This is a genomic window from Bacillus alkalisoli (assembly GCF_002797415.1).
In the GTDB taxonomy this organism is placed as follows: domain Bacteria; phylum Bacillota; class Bacilli; order Bacillales; family Bacillaceae_I; genus Bacillus_CD; species Bacillus_CD alkalisoli.
Genome location: NZ_KZ454944.1, coordinates 2,871,166 through 2,887,449 on the forward strand (window position 1 = coordinate 2,871,166; position 16,284 = coordinate 2,887,449).

Here is a 16,284-nt window from a genome sequence, read left to right on the forward strand (position 1 = left end):
GTGGAATTTGAATTAATTACATCTATATTAATAATAATTGGCATTGATATTGTTCTTGGTGGGGATAACGCAATACTAATCGCCATGGCTTGTCGTAATTTACCCGATAAGCACCGAAATAAGGCGATTATTATAGGAACGCTACTGGCTGTAGTTTGTCGCGTCCTATTAACTGTAGTCGCAGTATATTTACTTTCTATTCCTTTCTTACAGTTTGTTGGTGGAGTTTTACTAATTTATATTGCTATAGGGTTGATAAAAAAACAGTCCGATTCCGTAGAAATAAGAGGAAGTACTTCTCTATTGGCGGCAATTAAAACAGTTGTCATTGCAGATATTATAATGGGTGTTGATAATGTAATGGCGGTTGCTGGTGCTGCTCACGGTCAATTTAAATTAGTTGTGATTGGTCTTCTATTTTCTATCCCGATTATCGTTTGGGGTAGTAAAATCATCCTTTATTTAATGGAAAGGTATCCTATTATTGTTTATATTGGTGCAGCCATTTTGGCTTTTACTGCTGGGAAAATGATGATGAATGAGCCAATGATACAACATGTTGTATTCTTACCTAGTTTAAAAGAACTATTTCCGTTTTTGACTATCCTATTCGTATTATCGTTTGTTTTAGTCCAAAAATTTTCGGGTCCGAAAACCAGTTCATCGGTTTAATAGATAGGTTGTGTTAAAGATCACCGTTGATTTCCGTGCAAGTCTTCGCTTTCCGTGGGCGTGTCTAGGTCAAGTAGCTCCTCGAGTATAAGTCATGGCCATCTCGAGGGCAAAAACACCCTCAAGCTGTCCCTGTCTTATACCTATCGGAGCTGAACGAGCCGCTATCACTTTTCGTGGCGCAGGGAGCCTCCTCGGCGCAAGCGCCTGTGGGGTCTCCCGTTCCACGCTTTTCCCGCAGGAGTCTCAGCCTTGCACGGAAATTAACAGGAAAGTGTTTATAAATCAACACTAACCATTAACACAGCTAATAGATAGAAAACAAAAACAGGTCAATTTCCTTAGGCTAGTAGCTACTAGCCTCTATGGAAATTGACCTATTAAATTATTATCCGTTTACTAACTTCTGTGCTTGACGTAGTTGATACGTACGTACTTTTCTTGGTAAGAACCGACGGATTTCGTCTTCGTTGTATCCAACTTGTAATCTTTTTTCGTCTATGATAATTGGTCTTCTTAATAAACCAGGATGTTCTTTTATCACTTTGTAAAGCTCTTGCAAAGGCATTGACTCTACATTAATATTTAATTTTTGGAAAATCTTTGATCGGGTAGAGATAATCTCATCTGTCCCCTCTTCTGTCATTCTTAAGATTTCCTTAATTTCATCTATAGATAGTGACTCTGAGAAAATATTTCTTTCCACGTATGGAATATCATTTTCCTCTAACCAATTTTTCGCCTTACGACATGAAGTACAACTTGGAGATGTATATACCGTTACCATGAACTTTTCCTCTCCTTTAACTAGTATAAATGTTTAAGCAATGGTGTGACTCGAATGTAGGATGGCTGCTCGCCATACATCGTTATATTATATTTATAATTTAATAATAATCAGTTCCATTTGCTTTTGTCAGCTGTTAGCTGTTAGCTGTCCACTAATCTAATGGTGAATGGCTTTCAGTTTGAAATTACTATAAAGAAGTAATTCCTATAATTATTATACACGAAAATAAACATCTTGAATATAGGATTTTAGAAGTTAGACATGTATCAACATTGTTACAAGCTAGTTAAGACCCTATGTTTAAGTAGTAATTTAATACTAAAGATATACGTAACAATCTGAACTCACTTAACACCCATTGCCTCTTCCATATACATATAGACGAATTGTTACAAAAAAAGTTTCATCCATATAAAAAGTTCACAATTTAGTAACAATTTGAACCTTCTTAACTAGTTCCTATTTGTACCGATAATCAATACATGATAGCTTAATATTTAGACATGATAATGAAGAGGTGATTTTTTTGAATAAGTATTGGCAACTTGCACTCCTATTTATAATTCTTATGTTTTTTACTGCTTGTTCTCAGAAAGAAATAACAAGCCAAAGTACGGAAAATAACAAAATTCCAATAACAGTAGCAACTGTTTCTGAAAAAACGATAAGTAATACGATTGAGCTTACTGGTACAGCTCTACCTAGCGTTCAAGTACCACTTGTTACAACTTCCCCCCTCACCGTAGAAAAAGTCCATGTAAGAATTGGCGACACTGTTTCAAAAGGTCAATTAATCGTTACGCTTGATTCACAAGCTGCAGACGAACAAGTGAAACAAGCAAAAAACGCAATAAACGAGTTAGAAAATGCTCTTTCTAAAATGAAAGAAGTAGAAAAAGCGGCACAAAATCAAGCTTCTATTGCTGATATACCCAAATTACAAGAGGAATTAAACCTTTCTTTACAAAAATCACAAAGTTTATTAGAAGGTGTCGAAACAGGTGCTGTTACTTCTTTAGATTTAATCCAAAGCACTGTCGATGTCATGATAAAACAAGCGCAACTTGCAACTGCCGCTAGCCAACTGCAACAAATCCCTTCCTTTAATACAGCTGAACTAGAAGTACAATTACAACAAGCAAGGAATGGATTAAAACAAGCGGAACAGTTAGCAGATCTGACAAAAATAACGAGTCCAATTGATGGAGTTGTTGCTGATTTAAATGTAGTAGAAGATGGGATTGCTACACCACAATTACCTGTTGCGACCATAATTCAACTAAATACGATTGATGCAACTTTTGCTGTGAATAGTTATCAAGTTAGTAAAGTAAAAAGTGGCCAAAAAGCTACTGTAATTTTTGAAGGTATAAGTGAACCTTTCTCTTCCGAAATTGATATTGTTTCACCAACTGTAGATATGCAAACTAATATGTTTACCGTTACTATTCGTATTAGCAATACCGATAGGGATATACTTGGCGGAATGAGAGCAACAGCTTTTGTAAACATTGATGAGCTTGAATCGGAAACAGTCGTTCCTGTAGAAGCTATTTTATATGAAGAAAATGATCCTTATGTATTTCTCATTGAAGGTGAAAAAGCAGTACGCCAAAACGTACTATTAGGTTTTAGAGATGATGAAGTAGTTCAAGTACTTGAAGGTTTATCTATAAATGACACTGTAGCTTTGAATGGAAAAGAAAGATTAAAAGATGGTGTTGAAATATTAATTCAAGAAAGTGATCGAGACTAATGAATATCGCTAAATTATCTGTATTACGTCCCATTGCTATGTCAATGGTTATCGTATTGATGCTTATTCTTGGAGCTGTAAGTATGCGGGGTATGCCCGTAGATTTATTCCCTGAATTAACCTTCCCTATTGTTGCAGTTACGACAACATATGAGGGAGCTGGTCCAGAAGAAATTGAAAATTTAATTTCAGGTCCTATTGAAAATGCAATGGGAACTTTGCCAAATGTTGAATCCGTTACTTCTATTTCTAGAACAGGTGGTTCCCTCGTTCTTGTCGCATTTACATGGGGTACGAACATGGACTTTGCATCACTTGATATTCGAGATCGGATAGATTCTGTGAGAGATTTTTTACCACCAGGAGCTAATATGCCAAGAGTATTACGCTTTAATCCAAGCGACTTACCAATTGTACAATTAGCTATAACAGATCCATCCGGAGAAATGACAAAAGCGAAGCAACTTGCAGAACAAGAAATTCAACCTCAATTAAATAGTGTAGATGGAATCGCTTCGATAACAGTTGAAGGTGGCGCTGAGAATGAAATTAGAATTACGTTAGACCCAAAAACGTTGAATTCTTATGGCATTTCGTTAGATCAGCTTCAGCAAATTATCGCATCTGAAAATTTAAATTTACCAGGCGGTTCGTTAACGGACAGGAATCAAAATCTACCTATCCGAATCACAGGTGAATATGAATCTATCTTTGATATTAGAAGCTTACCAATTCCAACGCGTAACGGTGTTGTGCCTTTAGAGCAACTAGGAGATGTTAGGGAAACATTAGAACCTACAACACAGCTTAGTTATTTAAATGGCGAGCCAGCTGTTGGGATGTCTATTTTAAAGCAGTCTGGTAGTAATACTGTAACGGTTGCTAACAATATTGATCGAAAAATAGAAGAAATTAAAAAGACACTCCCTGATGGGGTAGAAATTCAAACAATTTTTGATCAAAGTGACTTTATTGAAAAGTCCATTCGAGCTGTTACGACTAATATGATTGTTGGTAGTATACTTGCAGCTCTTGTTCTTTATTTATTTTTAAGAAATTTCCGCAGTACATTAATTATTGGATTCTCCATTCCAATTTCCATCGTTACTACATTCATTTTCATGTATTTTAGTGGGCAAACGTTAAACTTGTTAACACTTGGTGGTCTCGCACTTGGAATTGGTATGATGGTCGATAATGCAATTGTAATTTTAGAAAATATTTACCGACTAAGGCAAAAAGGGGAATCCCTAAAAGATGCGGCAATAAAAGGAACAGCTGAAGTTGGCCCTGCAATTGTAGCATCGACATTGACAACTATTATCGTATTTTTACCTATTGTTTTTGTTGATGGTTTAGCTGCTCAATTGTTTAAACCACTTGCATTAGTAATATCCTTTTCATTATTTGCTTCACTGTTTACAGCATTAATTATTGTACCTTTATTTTCTTCTTTACTATTAAAAGTAAATGATAAATCTTCGCGTTTTGAAGAAAGGTTTGGAGTTTTTACTTCATGGTATCGGGGAGTATTGGAACGCGTATTAAGACATCCGAAGAAAACAGCATCTTTAGTGTTATTACTTTTTGCTATCTCCTTACTCGGCTATCCGCTTCTTGGGAAAGAATTTTTGCCACAACAAGACCAAAGCTTTTTATCTATAACAGCTAGGTTACCAGAGGGCAGTTCCGTTGATGCAACATATGGTGTAATGGAAGATATAGACGAACGCATTCGAGATATTGCTGAAATTGATTTAGCGTTTGTTACTGTTGGTGGTGCAGATAACTTCTCTGTTGCTGCTGGTACACAAACGAACAGAGCTAATTACAGTATATTATTAGTACCTATTAATGATAGAAATCGGTCAGATGCACAAGTTGCAGATGATATAAGACAACGTCTAGCGAATATTCCTGGTGCAGAGATCCGAATATCTTCTGGTGATAGTGGATTTTCACAAAACCCTGTCTCATTAAGTATTACAGGTCCGGATTTAACTACATTAAAGGATATAGCAGACCATACGATAGAAATAATTTCTGAAGTAGAAGGTGTACGGGAACCTTCTAGCAACTTTACGGAAGGTAATCCAGAAATCACAGTACAAATTGATCGCGTAAAGGCTAGTCAATTTGGTGTTGGAACGGCGCAAGTTGCCTCTACTGTTTCTAATGCGACTCGTGGAATTGTAGCAAGTAGAATGGCGCGTGATGGTGAAGAATTAAATATCCGTTTAGCGATAGAGGATACGTATACCACTTCTATTCAACAACTAGAGAACTTATTAATTAGCACACCAACTGGTGAGAACATACCGTTAAAAGCGGTTGCTGTCATTGAAAGAAGCCAAGGTCCTACACAGATAACTCGTACAAATCGTTTACGTGAAATAACGGTAAATGCAGATATAGTAGGGAGAGATTTAGGAAGCGTCGTTGATGATATTGAACTGGCTCTTCGTGAAAACATTTACTTACCAAATAACCAATATAAAATTTCTTTTGGCGGTCAAGATGAGCAAATGAACGATGCATTTTTCAAACTTGGCGGTGCTTTAGCTTTAGCGGTTGTTTTAGTATATATGGTTATGGCTGGACAATTTGAATCTTACTTTTACCCACTCATCATCATGTTTGCTGTTCCACTAACCGTGATTGGCATTATGGCTGGGTTATTAATTACGCAACAGCCGTTAGGGGTCGGATCACTGGTCGGAATGCTCATACTAACCGGGATAGTCGTTAATAATGCCATCGTCTTTGTAGATTATGTAAATATATTAAAACGTGATGGTAAATCCACATTAGAAGCTATTTTAATTGCAGGTCCAACACGTATCAGACCTATATTTATGACAGCTTTAACTACAATATTAGGCCTTATCCCACTGACACTTGGGTTTGGAGAAGGAATGGAAATTCAACAACCAATGGCAATAGTTATCGTGTTTGGCTTAAGTTTTGCTACTGTTATCACATTAATATTTATACCAGTTGTTTATTTCTTATTTGATAGCTGGAGAGAAAAAAGAAAAGCAAAACACCATGAGGATGCGTCCATTTAGAACCGAGGAAGACAAGCAACAGTTAGGCTTGTTTTCCTCTCTATAAGAGACGAGGGGAGGTCTTCTATCAATGAAATTAGTCATAAATTGGATGGTTATTTGTTTTTTTATATTATCTAGTTTTCTATTATTTCCTTCCGCAAAAGCTGAAACACCTACTACAGTAACATATATCGCTTTAGGTGATTCTCTATCTGCAGGGTATGGTTCTTCTGAAATAAACTTTTTACGAATCCATGGTTTTGTGCCTAGGTTTGTGCAATATTTACGAGAAGATCAATTGGTTCACGTTGAAAATCATAGTGTTCCAGGATTGTCTTCCGCTGGTTTACAACTTATGTTGGAGACAGATATTGGTCTACAAAACAGAATTAGAAACGCTGATATTATTACAATGTCTATAGGCGGCAATGACTTTATAAATACGGTAAGGGCGAATCCAACCATTGGAGATGTTGCTTTGTCGTTGAGAATGTCTCTATTAGAGGAAAACTATCGTTCTATTATGAATAGAATAAAAGAATTAAATAGTGATGCGGTTGTTATTTTACTAGGTTTGTATAATCCTTACTATGATAATCACGATTTAAAAGCTAGTGGCGAAAAGTTTGCACCTATGTTTAATGAATTTATTGACACTTTTGCTAACTCAAATACGATAATCGTTAATCCTTATGAGTGGTTTAATGGTAAAGAAAAAAAGCTAACACACATTGCAGATGACGATATTCACCCAAATGATGAGGGGTACTTAGTTATTAATAACTTGTTAGTGGAACAGTATGAAGAGTACTTAAAAAATAATTAAGAAATAGCGTTTAATTCCAATAAATTCAATGAATTTGAAGAAAAAATCACTTCATATAACTATATGAAGTGATTTTTTCTATACAAAGTGTTTTCATCATGCAATTTAAAGATAAATGAATATTCTTTTAAAAGTCACTTTTCCCAAAGTGCCGTTCATTGTGGCTATGAAAGGTACTCTTGACTAACTTTCTGACCAAAGTGCCGTTCATCATGTAAAATGAAAGGTTCTTTTAGCAGACTTCTTGACCAAAGTGCCGTTCATCGAGGCTATGAAAGGTACTCTTGACTAACTTTTTGATCAAAGTGCCGTTCATCGTGTCAATGAAAGGTACTCTTGACTAACTTTTTGATCAAAGTGCCGTTCATCGTGTCAATGAAAGGTTCTTTTGACTAACTTTTTGACCAAAGTGCCGTTCATCGTGTAAATGAAAGGTACTTTTAGCAGACTTCTTGACCAAAGTGCCGTTCATCGAGGCTATGAAAGGTACTCTTGACTAACTTTTTGACCAAAGTGCCGTTCATCATGTAAATGAAAGGCACTTTTAGCGAACTTCTTGACCAAAGTGCCGTTCATCGTGTCAATGAAAGGTACTTTTAGCAGACTTCTTGACCAAAGTTCTGTTCATCGTGTCAATGAAAGGTTCTTTTGACTAACTTCTTGACCAAAGTGCCGTTCATCGTGTCAATGAAAGGTTCTTTTGACTAACTTCTTGACCAAAGTGACGTTCATCGTGTCAACGAAAGGTACTTTTGACTAGCTTTTTAATTAAAGTACCGTTCATCGAGGCTATAAAAGATACTGACCAAATTCCCATTCATAAAGACTATGAAAGTATTTCCTTATTTCTTATTTTATATTTGTAATAGTCGCCTTCCATCACGATAAGGCTTTATGGTATAGGCAAATAGCCACTTCTTAAATGTTCTTTAAAATGTTGTCTCCACTGTTTTCCGAGTCATCAAAGGAAAGCACTTGCTCTACATCATCATACTGCTCTCCATAAAGCTCGACATCTTTATAAGTGTGAATATGTTCGTACATTTTACGCATACCTTCATATATTACTTCTTCCTCTTCACCGTTTGGTGACCAATAAAGAATTTCCATTTGATTCACTTCGTTCGTGGCTAGAGAGCGGCGTTGGTAACCGATAGAAGAAGCATGTTTAAACCCCTCACGTTTATAAAACTTCAAACGCTTCTCTGTGTCCGTGTCTTCATAATCAACAGGTTCCACTTCTAATATAATCGGCTTACCTTTTTTCTTTAGTTTTTCAATAAGTTTGCGACCTAGCCCTTGTCCTCTTGCATCTTTTGAGACAAATAGGTAATCGATAAAAATTAGATTATTTAATTCTGCATACATAAGAACATGATATTCACCTTCATCTTTATGGTAAATCTCACCCTTTTCTTTTAGCAGCAATTCCATATGTTCTTTTGACTTCATTTCCTCAATAGGGAAATATTGATTTAGTTTCTCATACCAATTCATTTTCTGTACAACACCCTTTCCGCAATATGTATATGAATAGTATAACAAAAAAGTACTAACTTATCGTTAATATCCCCTCTTTCCTTTCTGTTTAACATAGCATACAATAGAAGTAACGAAATTTCTTTTACATAGGAAAAGGGGATGTTCCAATGGTTGAATATTTTATCGATTTTACAATCGTAGCATTACTTATTATAGGAATAACAGCTTTTATGGGTGTTTTAACGAACGGAATTGGAGAAAAGTTTTTTGGCGGAAAAACGCGTACATTAAGCTTTGATAAATCAGCTAACATGCAAAAAGGCTGGAACAGTGTTGGTGGAAAAACTAAATAATGAAAAGAGGTTGGCCGTTTAAATTTGGCCAACCTCTTTTTAAATTAATCACCTAATGGCTTATAATTTACACCTTCAGTGTAACGGTTACCTGCATTCCATAATAAGAATTCATTGATACCGTTTTCATTTAACGCTCGAATTTGTGCTTCTACTTCGTTCTTACCGTATGGAAGATAATTTCCTTTCCCTAACCATGATGCTGTAAAGTCTTGAATCCACGGCCTTGAGATTGGCCTGTTTTCTAGTTCATCTAGACGCTGATTTTCGAATTTTGCATATTCAGCCACAAGCCTATACGGTTCCAAATCCGGTTTAGGTATACCGAAATAAGCAGTCCAATGACTAGGATAGATCATAGAAGAAATAACATCTACGTGTTCAGAGATTCTCGTGAAGTTTTGTCCTATTCCAGGGGCTTCTGGTAACGTTGCAGTATAGCCAAATATATCTACTGATACATCTACACCGTATGGCTCCAATCTTTGATTCGCGTACTCCACAAAGTTAGTTACAGACTCCACTCTTTTTTGAATATTATTCATATCTAAATTTTCGTAATCTCCATAACTGAATTGAAGTTGTTCATCTCTTCTTTCAAAGCCTTCTGGGAACCTTACATAGTCAAATTGAATTTCTTGAAATCCTAATTTTGCCGCTTTGATTGCTATATCAATATTATAATCCCATACTTCTTTCATAAATGGATTAACAAATGCTTCTTTTCTATTGTTTAACCATACTTCTCCATTATCTAAAAAAGAGAGTTCTGGTCTTTTATTTGCTAATACAGTATCTTTAAATACAACAATACGCGCAATTGGATAGATTTGTTTTTCCTCTAACGTTTTCATCATGGATTCGATATTTCTTATATATGGTTTAGATATATCCATATAAGGGGAATCGCTATCTGGAATATATGTTAAATAGCCGTAGTCATCTTTAATATCAATTACCATTGCATTTAACGAAGTAGTTTCGAGCAATTGAAGTAATGTTTGAAACCTTTCTCCACCTGCTGAATGACCTGTTACGTATATTCCTCTAACTGCATCTGGATATTCGAAACTGTATCCTGATTCGAATGTAAAGCGCGGGATAGTTGTTGGTAGTACTTTTGGAACTGTAGATGCTTTTTTTACTGAATGTATTCCAATCTCCTTCTTTTCATTAGCCATAACGGATGAACTAAAGAAAGATGCAATTAATAAGGACGTCACAAGTAGCCATAACCATTTTTTCATTTCTTTTCCCCCAATTCCATTCTTGTCCTTATGTTCATTATAAATCATATTTCGATATTATTTTATGTAATTCATCAAATTTCTTCAAAAAATCTTATGACCAATTAGTGTAAATTAATATATTTACTTTTCAGAATTAATATTAAATTAATAATAGTATATATTCCTATTTTATTGTAAAATAATTATTATATTACAAAAAAAAATACGACCCCATAAAATGAGATCGTCATGTATTATTTAGTATACTTCTCTTTGTATAGTTCGAATTCTCTTTCTGAACAAAGTACAAAATGTCCATGTTTCACTTCTCTTAATTCCACCGCATCTTCTTTACTGTAACCATGACTATTCGGGTCGTAAGAAATACGTTTACGCTTTCTTTCCGTATCAGGATCTGGTTGTGGAATAGCTGATAATAAAGATTGAGTGTACGGGTGTATTGGATTGTTGTACAACTCTTCACTTGTCGTTAATTCCACCAATTTACCGAAATACATAACACCGATTCGATCGCTAATGTATTTAACCATAGAGAGATCATGGGCGATAAACAAGTATGTTAAACCTTTTTCTTTTTGTAACTTTTTCATTAAGTTAACAACTTGAGCTTGAATTGAAACATCTAATGCAGAGATTGGCTCGTCTGCAATAATGAAATCCGGTTCAACTGCTAGAGCACGTGCAATACCAATACGCTGCCTTTGTCCACCACTAAATTCATGTGGATAGCGATTAGCATGCTCTTTATTTAGACCTACTGTCTCTAATAGGTCATAAACTCTTTGTAGTCTTTCTTGCTTATTTTTTGCTAAGCCATGAATGTCGATACCTTCAGCAATAATATCCGTTACAGACATTCTAGGATTTAATGATGCATAAGGGTCTTGGAAAATCATTTGCATTTTACGGTTGAATTTCAACAATTCTTTTTTAGATTTTCTACCATGAACATTTTCACCTTCATATAGCACTTCGCCATCTGTAGCGTCATAAAGGCGGATAATTGTTCTACCGGTTGTTGATTTTCCACAACCAGATTCACCAACTAATCCTAATGTTTCTCCACGATAAATATCAAAGTTAAGACCATCAACCGCTTTCACCATATTTGGTTTACCCTCATTAAAATATTGCTTTAAATCGCGAATTTCTAACAACTTTTCTTGGTTAGCCATTAACAACACCGTCCTTCACCATCACAGGCTTATCAAAGTTATTAGGCATGTTTCTTTGACGTTTTTGCACTGCAAGCGGCGGTTCCACTTTAGGAGCATCTTCATGTAGTAACCACGTTTTTGCAAAATGCGTGTTAGAAACTTGGAACATAGGTGGCTCCATTTCTAAATCAATTTGCATTGCAAATTGGTTACGTGGAGCGAAGGCATCTCCTTTTGGTGGGTTTGTTAAATCAGGTGGTGTACCTGGAATTGCGTAAAGTTCCGTTTCTGCTAGTTCCAAATCCGGCATTGAACTTAATAGTCCCCATGTATATGGGTGACGAGGGTCATAGAAAATTTCGTCCACTGTACCCATTTCAATGATTTGTCCACCGTACATAACAGCCACACGATCTGCAACGTTTGCTACAACACCTAAATCATGTGTGATGAATATAATAGATGTTTCAATTTTTTTCTGCAGATCTTTCATTAAATCTAAGATCTGAGCTTGAATTGTCACATCTAATGCAGTTGTTGGTTCATCTGCAATTAACACTTTTGGGTTACATGCTAAAGCGATTGCGATAACTACCCTTTGTCTCATTCCACCAGAGAATTGATGAGGGTATTGCTTGAAACGTTGCTCAGGCATTGGAATTCCAACAAGTCGAAGCAGGTCGATTGCTTTTTCTTTTGCTGCAGACTTACTTGCATTTTGATGTTTTATTATACCTTCCATAATTTGCTTTCCCGCTGTCATCGTTGGATTTAACGATGTCATCGGATCTTGGAAGATCATTGATATATCTTTTCCACGTATCTTTTGCATTTGTGATTCTGGTAATTTAGCTAAATCTTTCCCATCGAATAAGATTTGACCTTCTTTAATGTTAGAAGTGTTTTCAGGTAATAACCTCATGATTGTTTTCGTCGTTACGGATTTTCCGGAACCAGATTCTCCTACAATGGCAAGTGTTTCACCTTTTTGCAATTCAAAGTTTACTCCTCGAATTGCATTTACTTCTCCACCAAATGTGTCAAAAGAAACATGCAAGTTTTTAACTTCTAAAATGTTTTCCATACTCTCTCACCTACCTTTAGTCTTTCATTTTTGGATCTAGTGCATCACGCATTCCATCAGCTAATAAGTTAAACGCAATCATCAATAAACTGATAATGATGGCTGGGAAAATCATAATGTGCGGGAATATCTGTAACGACTGGAATCCATCTTCAATTAGTGTACCTAAAGAAACTTGAGGTGCTTGTAATCCTAAACCAATGAAACTTAAAAATGCTTCAAAGAATATAGCACTTGGAATAGTAAACATCGTATTGATAATTACAACACCAGCAACATTTGGAATTAAATGTTTTGTAATAATTTTGCTATCGGCTGAACCTAAAGTTTTAGATGCAAGTACAAATTCTTGATTTTTCAGTTTCAATGTTTGTCCACGTACAACACGAGCCATACCAACCCAACCGGTTATCGTAAGGGCTATGGTTATGGCAAGTATACCGGGTTCCATCACCAGTAACATTAGGATGATAATAACAAGGTTTGGTATACCTACTAATACTTCAATAATACGTTGCATGACGTTATCCACTCTTCCGCCATAGTAAGCAGAAATTCCACCATATGCAACACCAATAATCATATCAATAATAGCTGCTAAAAATGCGATGTAAAGGGATATTCTAGTACCAGTCCAAACACGTGTCCAAATATCACGTCCAAGTCCATCTGTACCAAACCAGAAGTAACCTTCTTCTCCTCTTTGTTCATATACATCTACACCGTTTCTAGACCCATCAAGTATCCCCATATTCTCTATTACAGGAATTTTAGGAGGCATATTTGCCCGCATAACATCTTGGTCATTAAATCCATAACTATTCATAAATGGACCAAAGATTGCTAGTAAGAAAATGATAGCAATAATAATTAAACCTGTTATCGCGGCGATATTTTTCTTTAAACGCAACCATGCCGTTTGCCAATAAGTTAAGCTTGGTTTAGATATTTTTTCACTATTATTCGGATCGATAGCAGCTGGTTGAAATAAGTCTTTGTTGATTTTTTCATAATTGTTTTTCATTATTTCTTACCTCCTGCTAAACGAATACGAGGGTCAATAATTCCATATAGAATATCAACTACTAATACGATAAAGATAAATAATGCTGCAAACAAAAGTGTTGTTCCCATAATAACAGGGTAATCATTTACCTGAATAGAACGTACGAACTGTTCCCCTAATCCTGGTACAGAGAATATCTTCTCTATCACAAGTGTTCCTGTCATTAAGCTTACAGCTAATGGACCTAAAACGGTTACAACCGGAATTAGTGCATTTCTCGTTGCATGCTTAAAGGCAATATCGAATTTCGTAGCACCTTTTGCTTTAGCAAGTGTAATGTAATCAGACCCTAAAACTTCAATCATTTCTGTTCTCATAAATCTCGCTGCAATCGCAATTGGAAAAATTGCTAATGCAACGGTTGGTAAAACGGTATACTCTGGCCCTCTCCAAAATGCAACCGGAAACCATCCTAACTGAACTGCAATGTAATATTGCAACAACCCTGCAAACACGAATGATGGAATAGATTTACCAAGTACAGCAATAACGGTTGCACCATAATCTATCCAAGTATTTTTATTTAGTGCTGCGACAATTCCGAGCAATATTCCTATTATTGTACCTACTAACATAGCTTGAAAACCAAGTTGAGCAGATGGGCCGATACGTGCTTTTATTATTTCCGTCACGCTTCGGTTGTCATATTGAAAGGAAATTCCTAAGTCTCCTTTTGCAAGGTTAAGCATGTACTTTGCATATTGAACAGGTACTGGATCATCTAATCCATACTTCTGTAAAAGAATAGTTCGTTGTGCTTCCGTAAGCTTATCTTGCATCGTAAAAGGAGTACCAGGCATAAGTTTCATTAAGAAGAAAGTAAGCGAAGCAATTAGAAATAGTGTGATAAACATATAGATAAAACGTTGTAACAAATACTTAGCCATATTTGCACCTCCTGTAAGATGTAATGAGAACGCATTCATTCTCAAAATTCATTAAAGTTAGACAATTCCTTTACAGGGAAAGAGAGAGTATATACAACTAATATACTCTCTCTTTCTAAATATTTAAAGGTTAATTCTTATATTAGAATAATTTCGAAAAGTTATTCTATTGAAAATTATTTGCTAATGTATGCCCACTTATAGCTAAAGTCAGGTCCAAAGTTGTGCATGTGTACGTTTTGTACATAAGGCTGCCATAAACGTGTCATACCACGTTGGTAAATTGGTGCAATCGCTGCATCTTCTTCAAGTAAGATTCTCTCAGCTTCTTGCATTGCCTCAAAACGTTCAGCTGGATTATTAGCTAAAGTAGTCATAACATCATTGATTAGTCGATCATATTCTGGATTAGAGTAGCCCATTTTGTTGTTTCCACCATCCGTAACCCACAGGTTAGCGAATGAAATAGCATCTAAATAGTCAGGTCCCCAACCAGATAATTGCATGTCGTAATCAAGATTATCATCTAATTGTAAACGTTGAGCAAATGGAACTTCCTTAACGCGGATCGTTAATCCAGGTAAGTTCTTAGCTAACTCAGCTTGTAAAAACTCATGCATTCTTCTAGATGTTTCAGTGTCTCCACCTAAAAGCTCAACAGTGATAGATTCTTGACCTAGCTCTTCTAAACCTTTTGCGAATAATTCTTGTGCTTCTTCCACATTAAACTCGTTGAAATTACCATGTGTTGCACGGAAATCTTCACCAGTTTCAGGATGTTCAACAAAGTTAACTGGAATTAAGTAGTTCGCTGGAAGAGAACCGTTGTTTAAAATAACAGAAGTAATAGCTTCTTTATTAAAACCTTTTGCAAGAGCTCTGCGGATATTAACGTTTGCTAATGCTTCATTTTTTGTTTGATTAAACTTAAAGTAGAATAATACTGGTTGTAAATAGCTAATTAAGTTTGGATCATCTTGATATCTAGTTACAAACTCCGAAGTAAGACCAGGAGAAATATCAATCTGTCCAGCTTGGTAAAGGTTAATTCCTGTAGATACTTCTTTAACTACGTCTACATTAATTTCTTCCAATACTACTGTGTCAGCATCCCAGTAATCTGTGTTTTTCACAAGTTTCCAACTAACTTCATGTTGCCAGTCTTCCATTACGAAAGGACCATTGTAAATTAAGTGTTCTGGTTCTAAAGCATATTTGTTACCTTGTTCTTCAACAAACTCTTGGTTTTGTGGGAAGAACGTTGGGAAAGTCATTAAAGACTCAAAATATGCTACTGGTTCTTCTAATGTTACCTCAAGAGTGTAATCGTCAAGTGCTTTTACACCAAGTTCTTCTAAAGGAAGTTCCCCGTTTGCAACTTCAGAAGCATTAGCGATTTTACCACTCATCATGTAAGGACCGTATTCAGATCCTGTTTCTGGGTTAACAGCACGTTGCCAAGCAAAAACGAAATCGTTTGCAGTTACTGGCGTACCGTTCGACCATACAGCATCTTCGCGAAGTTCGAAAGTATAAGTTAATCCGTCTTCACTTACTTCATGACCAGTTGCTACACCTTCAACAACTTCATCATTTTCTCCTAAACGATATAAACCTTCGAATACGTTGTTCATAACGTTGAAAGCTACTGCATCCGTACCTAAAACGGAATCCATTGTTGGAATCTCTGCAGATTCTAAAATATTAAGTATTTGTTCTCCTGATGGCTCACCGCTACCAGCAGGTGGCTGATCTTCTTGTCCTTGTTGTGCGTTGTTCGTGTTTCCACCAGCACCACATGCAGCTAAAAATGCACTTAGTACAAGAGAAAAAGCTAAAAGTAGTAAAAATTTTGACTTTTTCATTTACTTAACCCCCTTGAAAATTATGTCGATTTTTGTTGTGTTTTGA

Annotated in this window: 13 protein-coding genes; 5 read left to right on the top strand and 8 right to left on the bottom strand. The window is 35.9% G+C overall.

The window, feature by feature from the left end:
• Positions 1 to 672, top strand: a complete 672-nt coding sequence (locus CDZ89_RS14360) for a TerC family protein (protein ID WP_096155128.1) — start codon at positions 1 to 3, stop codon at positions 670 to 672.
• A 388-nt stretch (positions 673 to 1,060) separates the two neighbouring features.
• Here CDZ89_RS14360 and spxA read toward each other — a convergent pair whose 3' ends face one another.
• Positions 1,061 to 1,459 (bottom strand): transcriptional regulator SpxA, encoded by a 399-nt coding sequence (gene spxA, locus CDZ89_RS14365; RefSeq protein ID WP_096155129.1) that lies wholly within the window; start codon positions 1,457 to 1,459, stop codon positions 1,061 to 1,063.
• Positions 1,460 to 1,988: 529 nt separating this feature from the next.
• On the opposite strand from spxA, the gene CDZ89_RS14370 reads away from it, so the two are divergent.
• From CDZ89_RS14370 to CDZ89_RS14380, 3 genes are all read left to right on the top strand, one after another.
• Entirely contained in the window at positions 1,989 to 3,218 is a 1,230-nt protein-coding gene (locus CDZ89_RS14370; protein WP_096155130.1) for an efflux RND transporter periplasmic adaptor subunit, read from the top strand.
• Positions 3,218 to 6,286: an efflux RND transporter permease subunit gene (locus CDZ89_RS14375; protein ID WP_100333877.1), complete on the top strand. Its 3,069-nt coding sequence runs from the start codon at positions 3,218 to 3,220 to the stop codon at positions 6,284 to 6,286. The genes CDZ89_RS14370 and CDZ89_RS14375 overlap by 1 nt, the downstream gene beginning before the upstream one ends.
• 70 nt (positions 6,287 to 6,356) lie before the next feature.
• Complete coding sequence (locus CDZ89_RS14380) at positions 6,357 to 7,094, top strand: SGNH/GDSL hydrolase family protein (protein ID WP_100333878.1); 738 nt, start codon at positions 6,357 to 6,359, stop codon at positions 7,092 to 7,094.
• Between the two features lie 918 nt (positions 7,095 to 8,012).
• On the opposite strand, the gene CDZ89_RS14385 is transcribed toward CDZ89_RS14380, so the two are convergent.
• Positions 8,013 to 8,591: a GNAT family N-acetyltransferase gene (locus CDZ89_RS14385; RefSeq protein ID WP_100333879.1), complete on the bottom strand. Its 579-nt coding sequence runs from the start codon at positions 8,589 to 8,591 to the stop codon at positions 8,013 to 8,015.
• Between the two features lie 152 nt (positions 8,592 to 8,743).
• Between CDZ89_RS14385 and CDZ89_RS14390 the strand changes: the two genes are divergently transcribed.
• Positions 8,744 to 8,929, top strand: coding sequence for a hypothetical protein (locus tag CDZ89_RS14390; protein WP_096155134.1), 186 nt, complete (start codon positions 8,744 to 8,746; stop codon positions 8,927 to 8,929).
• Positions 8,930 to 8,973: 44 nt separating this feature from the next.
• Here the strand turns inward: CDZ89_RS14390 and CDZ89_RS14395 are convergent, their stop codons facing one another.
• From CDZ89_RS14395 to CDZ89_RS14420, 6 genes are all read right to left on the bottom strand, one after another.
• Entirely contained in the window at positions 8,974 to 10,176 is a 1,203-nt protein-coding gene (locus CDZ89_RS14395; RefSeq protein WP_100333880.1) for a putative glycoside hydrolase, read from the bottom strand.
• 236 nt (positions 10,177 to 10,412) lie between these two features.
• A complete protein-coding gene (locus CDZ89_RS14400; RefSeq protein ID WP_100333881.1) occupies positions 10,413 to 11,354 on the bottom strand; it encodes an ABC transporter ATP-binding protein in 942 nt (313 codons plus the stop codon).
• On the bottom strand, positions 11,347 to 12,420 hold the full coding sequence (locus CDZ89_RS14405; protein WP_096155137.1) for an ABC transporter ATP-binding protein: 1,074 nt from the start codon (positions 12,418 to 12,420) through the stop codon (positions 11,347 to 11,349). Before CDZ89_RS14405 ends, CDZ89_RS14400 begins: the two co-directional genes overlap by 8 nt.
• A 16-nt stretch (positions 12,421 to 12,436) precedes the next feature.
• On the bottom strand, positions 12,437 to 13,444 hold the full coding sequence (gene opp3C, locus CDZ89_RS14410; RefSeq protein WP_096155138.1) for an oligopeptide ABC transporter permease: 1,008 nt from the start codon (positions 13,442 to 13,444) through the stop codon (positions 12,437 to 12,439).
• The gene (opp3b, locus tag CDZ89_RS14415; protein WP_096155139.1) at positions 13,444 to 14,373 is read right to left on the bottom strand and encodes an oligopeptide ABC transporter permease; all 930 of its coding nucleotides are present in this window, start codon (positions 14,371 to 14,373) and stop codon (positions 13,444 to 13,446) included. The genes opp3C and opp3b overlap by 1 nt, the downstream gene beginning before the upstream one ends.
• Before the next feature lie 176 nt (positions 14,374 to 14,549).
• Positions 14,550 to 16,238, bottom strand: coding sequence for a peptide ABC transporter substrate-binding protein (locus CDZ89_RS14420; protein WP_096155140.1), 1,689 nt, complete (start codon positions 16,236 to 16,238; stop codon positions 14,550 to 14,552).
• Positions 16,239 to 16,284: the final 46 nt, after the last annotated feature.

Excerpts from the sequence above, each read along its gene's own strand:
- spxA (WP_096155129.1), bottom strand. The coding sequence starts at position 1,459 with ATGGTAACGGTATATACATCTCCAAGTTGTACTTCATGTCGTAAGGCG.
- CDZ89_RS14420 (WP_096155140.1), bottom strand. The coding sequence starts at position 16,238 with ATGAAAAAGTCAAAATTTTTACTACTTTTAGCTTTTTCTCTTGTACTA.
- CDZ89_RS14380 (WP_100333878.1), top strand. The coding sequence starts at position 6,357 with ATGAAATTAGTCATAAATTGGATGGTTATTTGTTTTTTTATATTATCT.
- CDZ89_RS14375 (WP_100333877.1), top strand. The coding sequence starts at position 3,218 with ATGAATATCGCTAAATTATCTGTATTACGTCCCATTGCTATGTCAATG.
- CDZ89_RS14400 (WP_100333881.1), bottom strand. The coding sequence starts at position 11,354 with ATGGCTAACCAAGAAAAGTTGTTAGAAATTCGCGATTTAAAGCAATAT.
- CDZ89_RS14385 (WP_100333879.1), bottom strand. The coding sequence starts at position 8,591 with ATGAATTGGTATGAGAAACTAAATCAATATTTCCCTATTGAGGAAATG.
- CDZ89_RS14390 (WP_096155134.1), top strand. The coding sequence starts at position 8,744 with ATGGTTGAATATTTTATCGATTTTACAATCGTAGCATTACTTATTATA.
- CDZ89_RS14405 (WP_096155137.1), bottom strand. The coding sequence starts at position 12,420 with ATGGAAAACATTTTAGAAGTTAAAAACTTGCATGTTTCTTTTGACACA.
- CDZ89_RS14395 (WP_100333880.1), bottom strand. The coding sequence starts at position 10,176 with ATGAAAAAATGGTTATGGCTACTTGTGACGTCCTTATTAATTGCATCT.
- opp3C (WP_096155138.1), bottom strand. The coding sequence starts at position 13,444 with ATGAAAAACAATTATGAAAAAATCAACAAAGACTTATTTCAACCAGCT.
- opp3b (WP_096155139.1), bottom strand. The coding sequence starts at position 14,373 with ATGGCTAAGTATTTGTTACAACGTTTTATCTATATGTTTATCACACTA.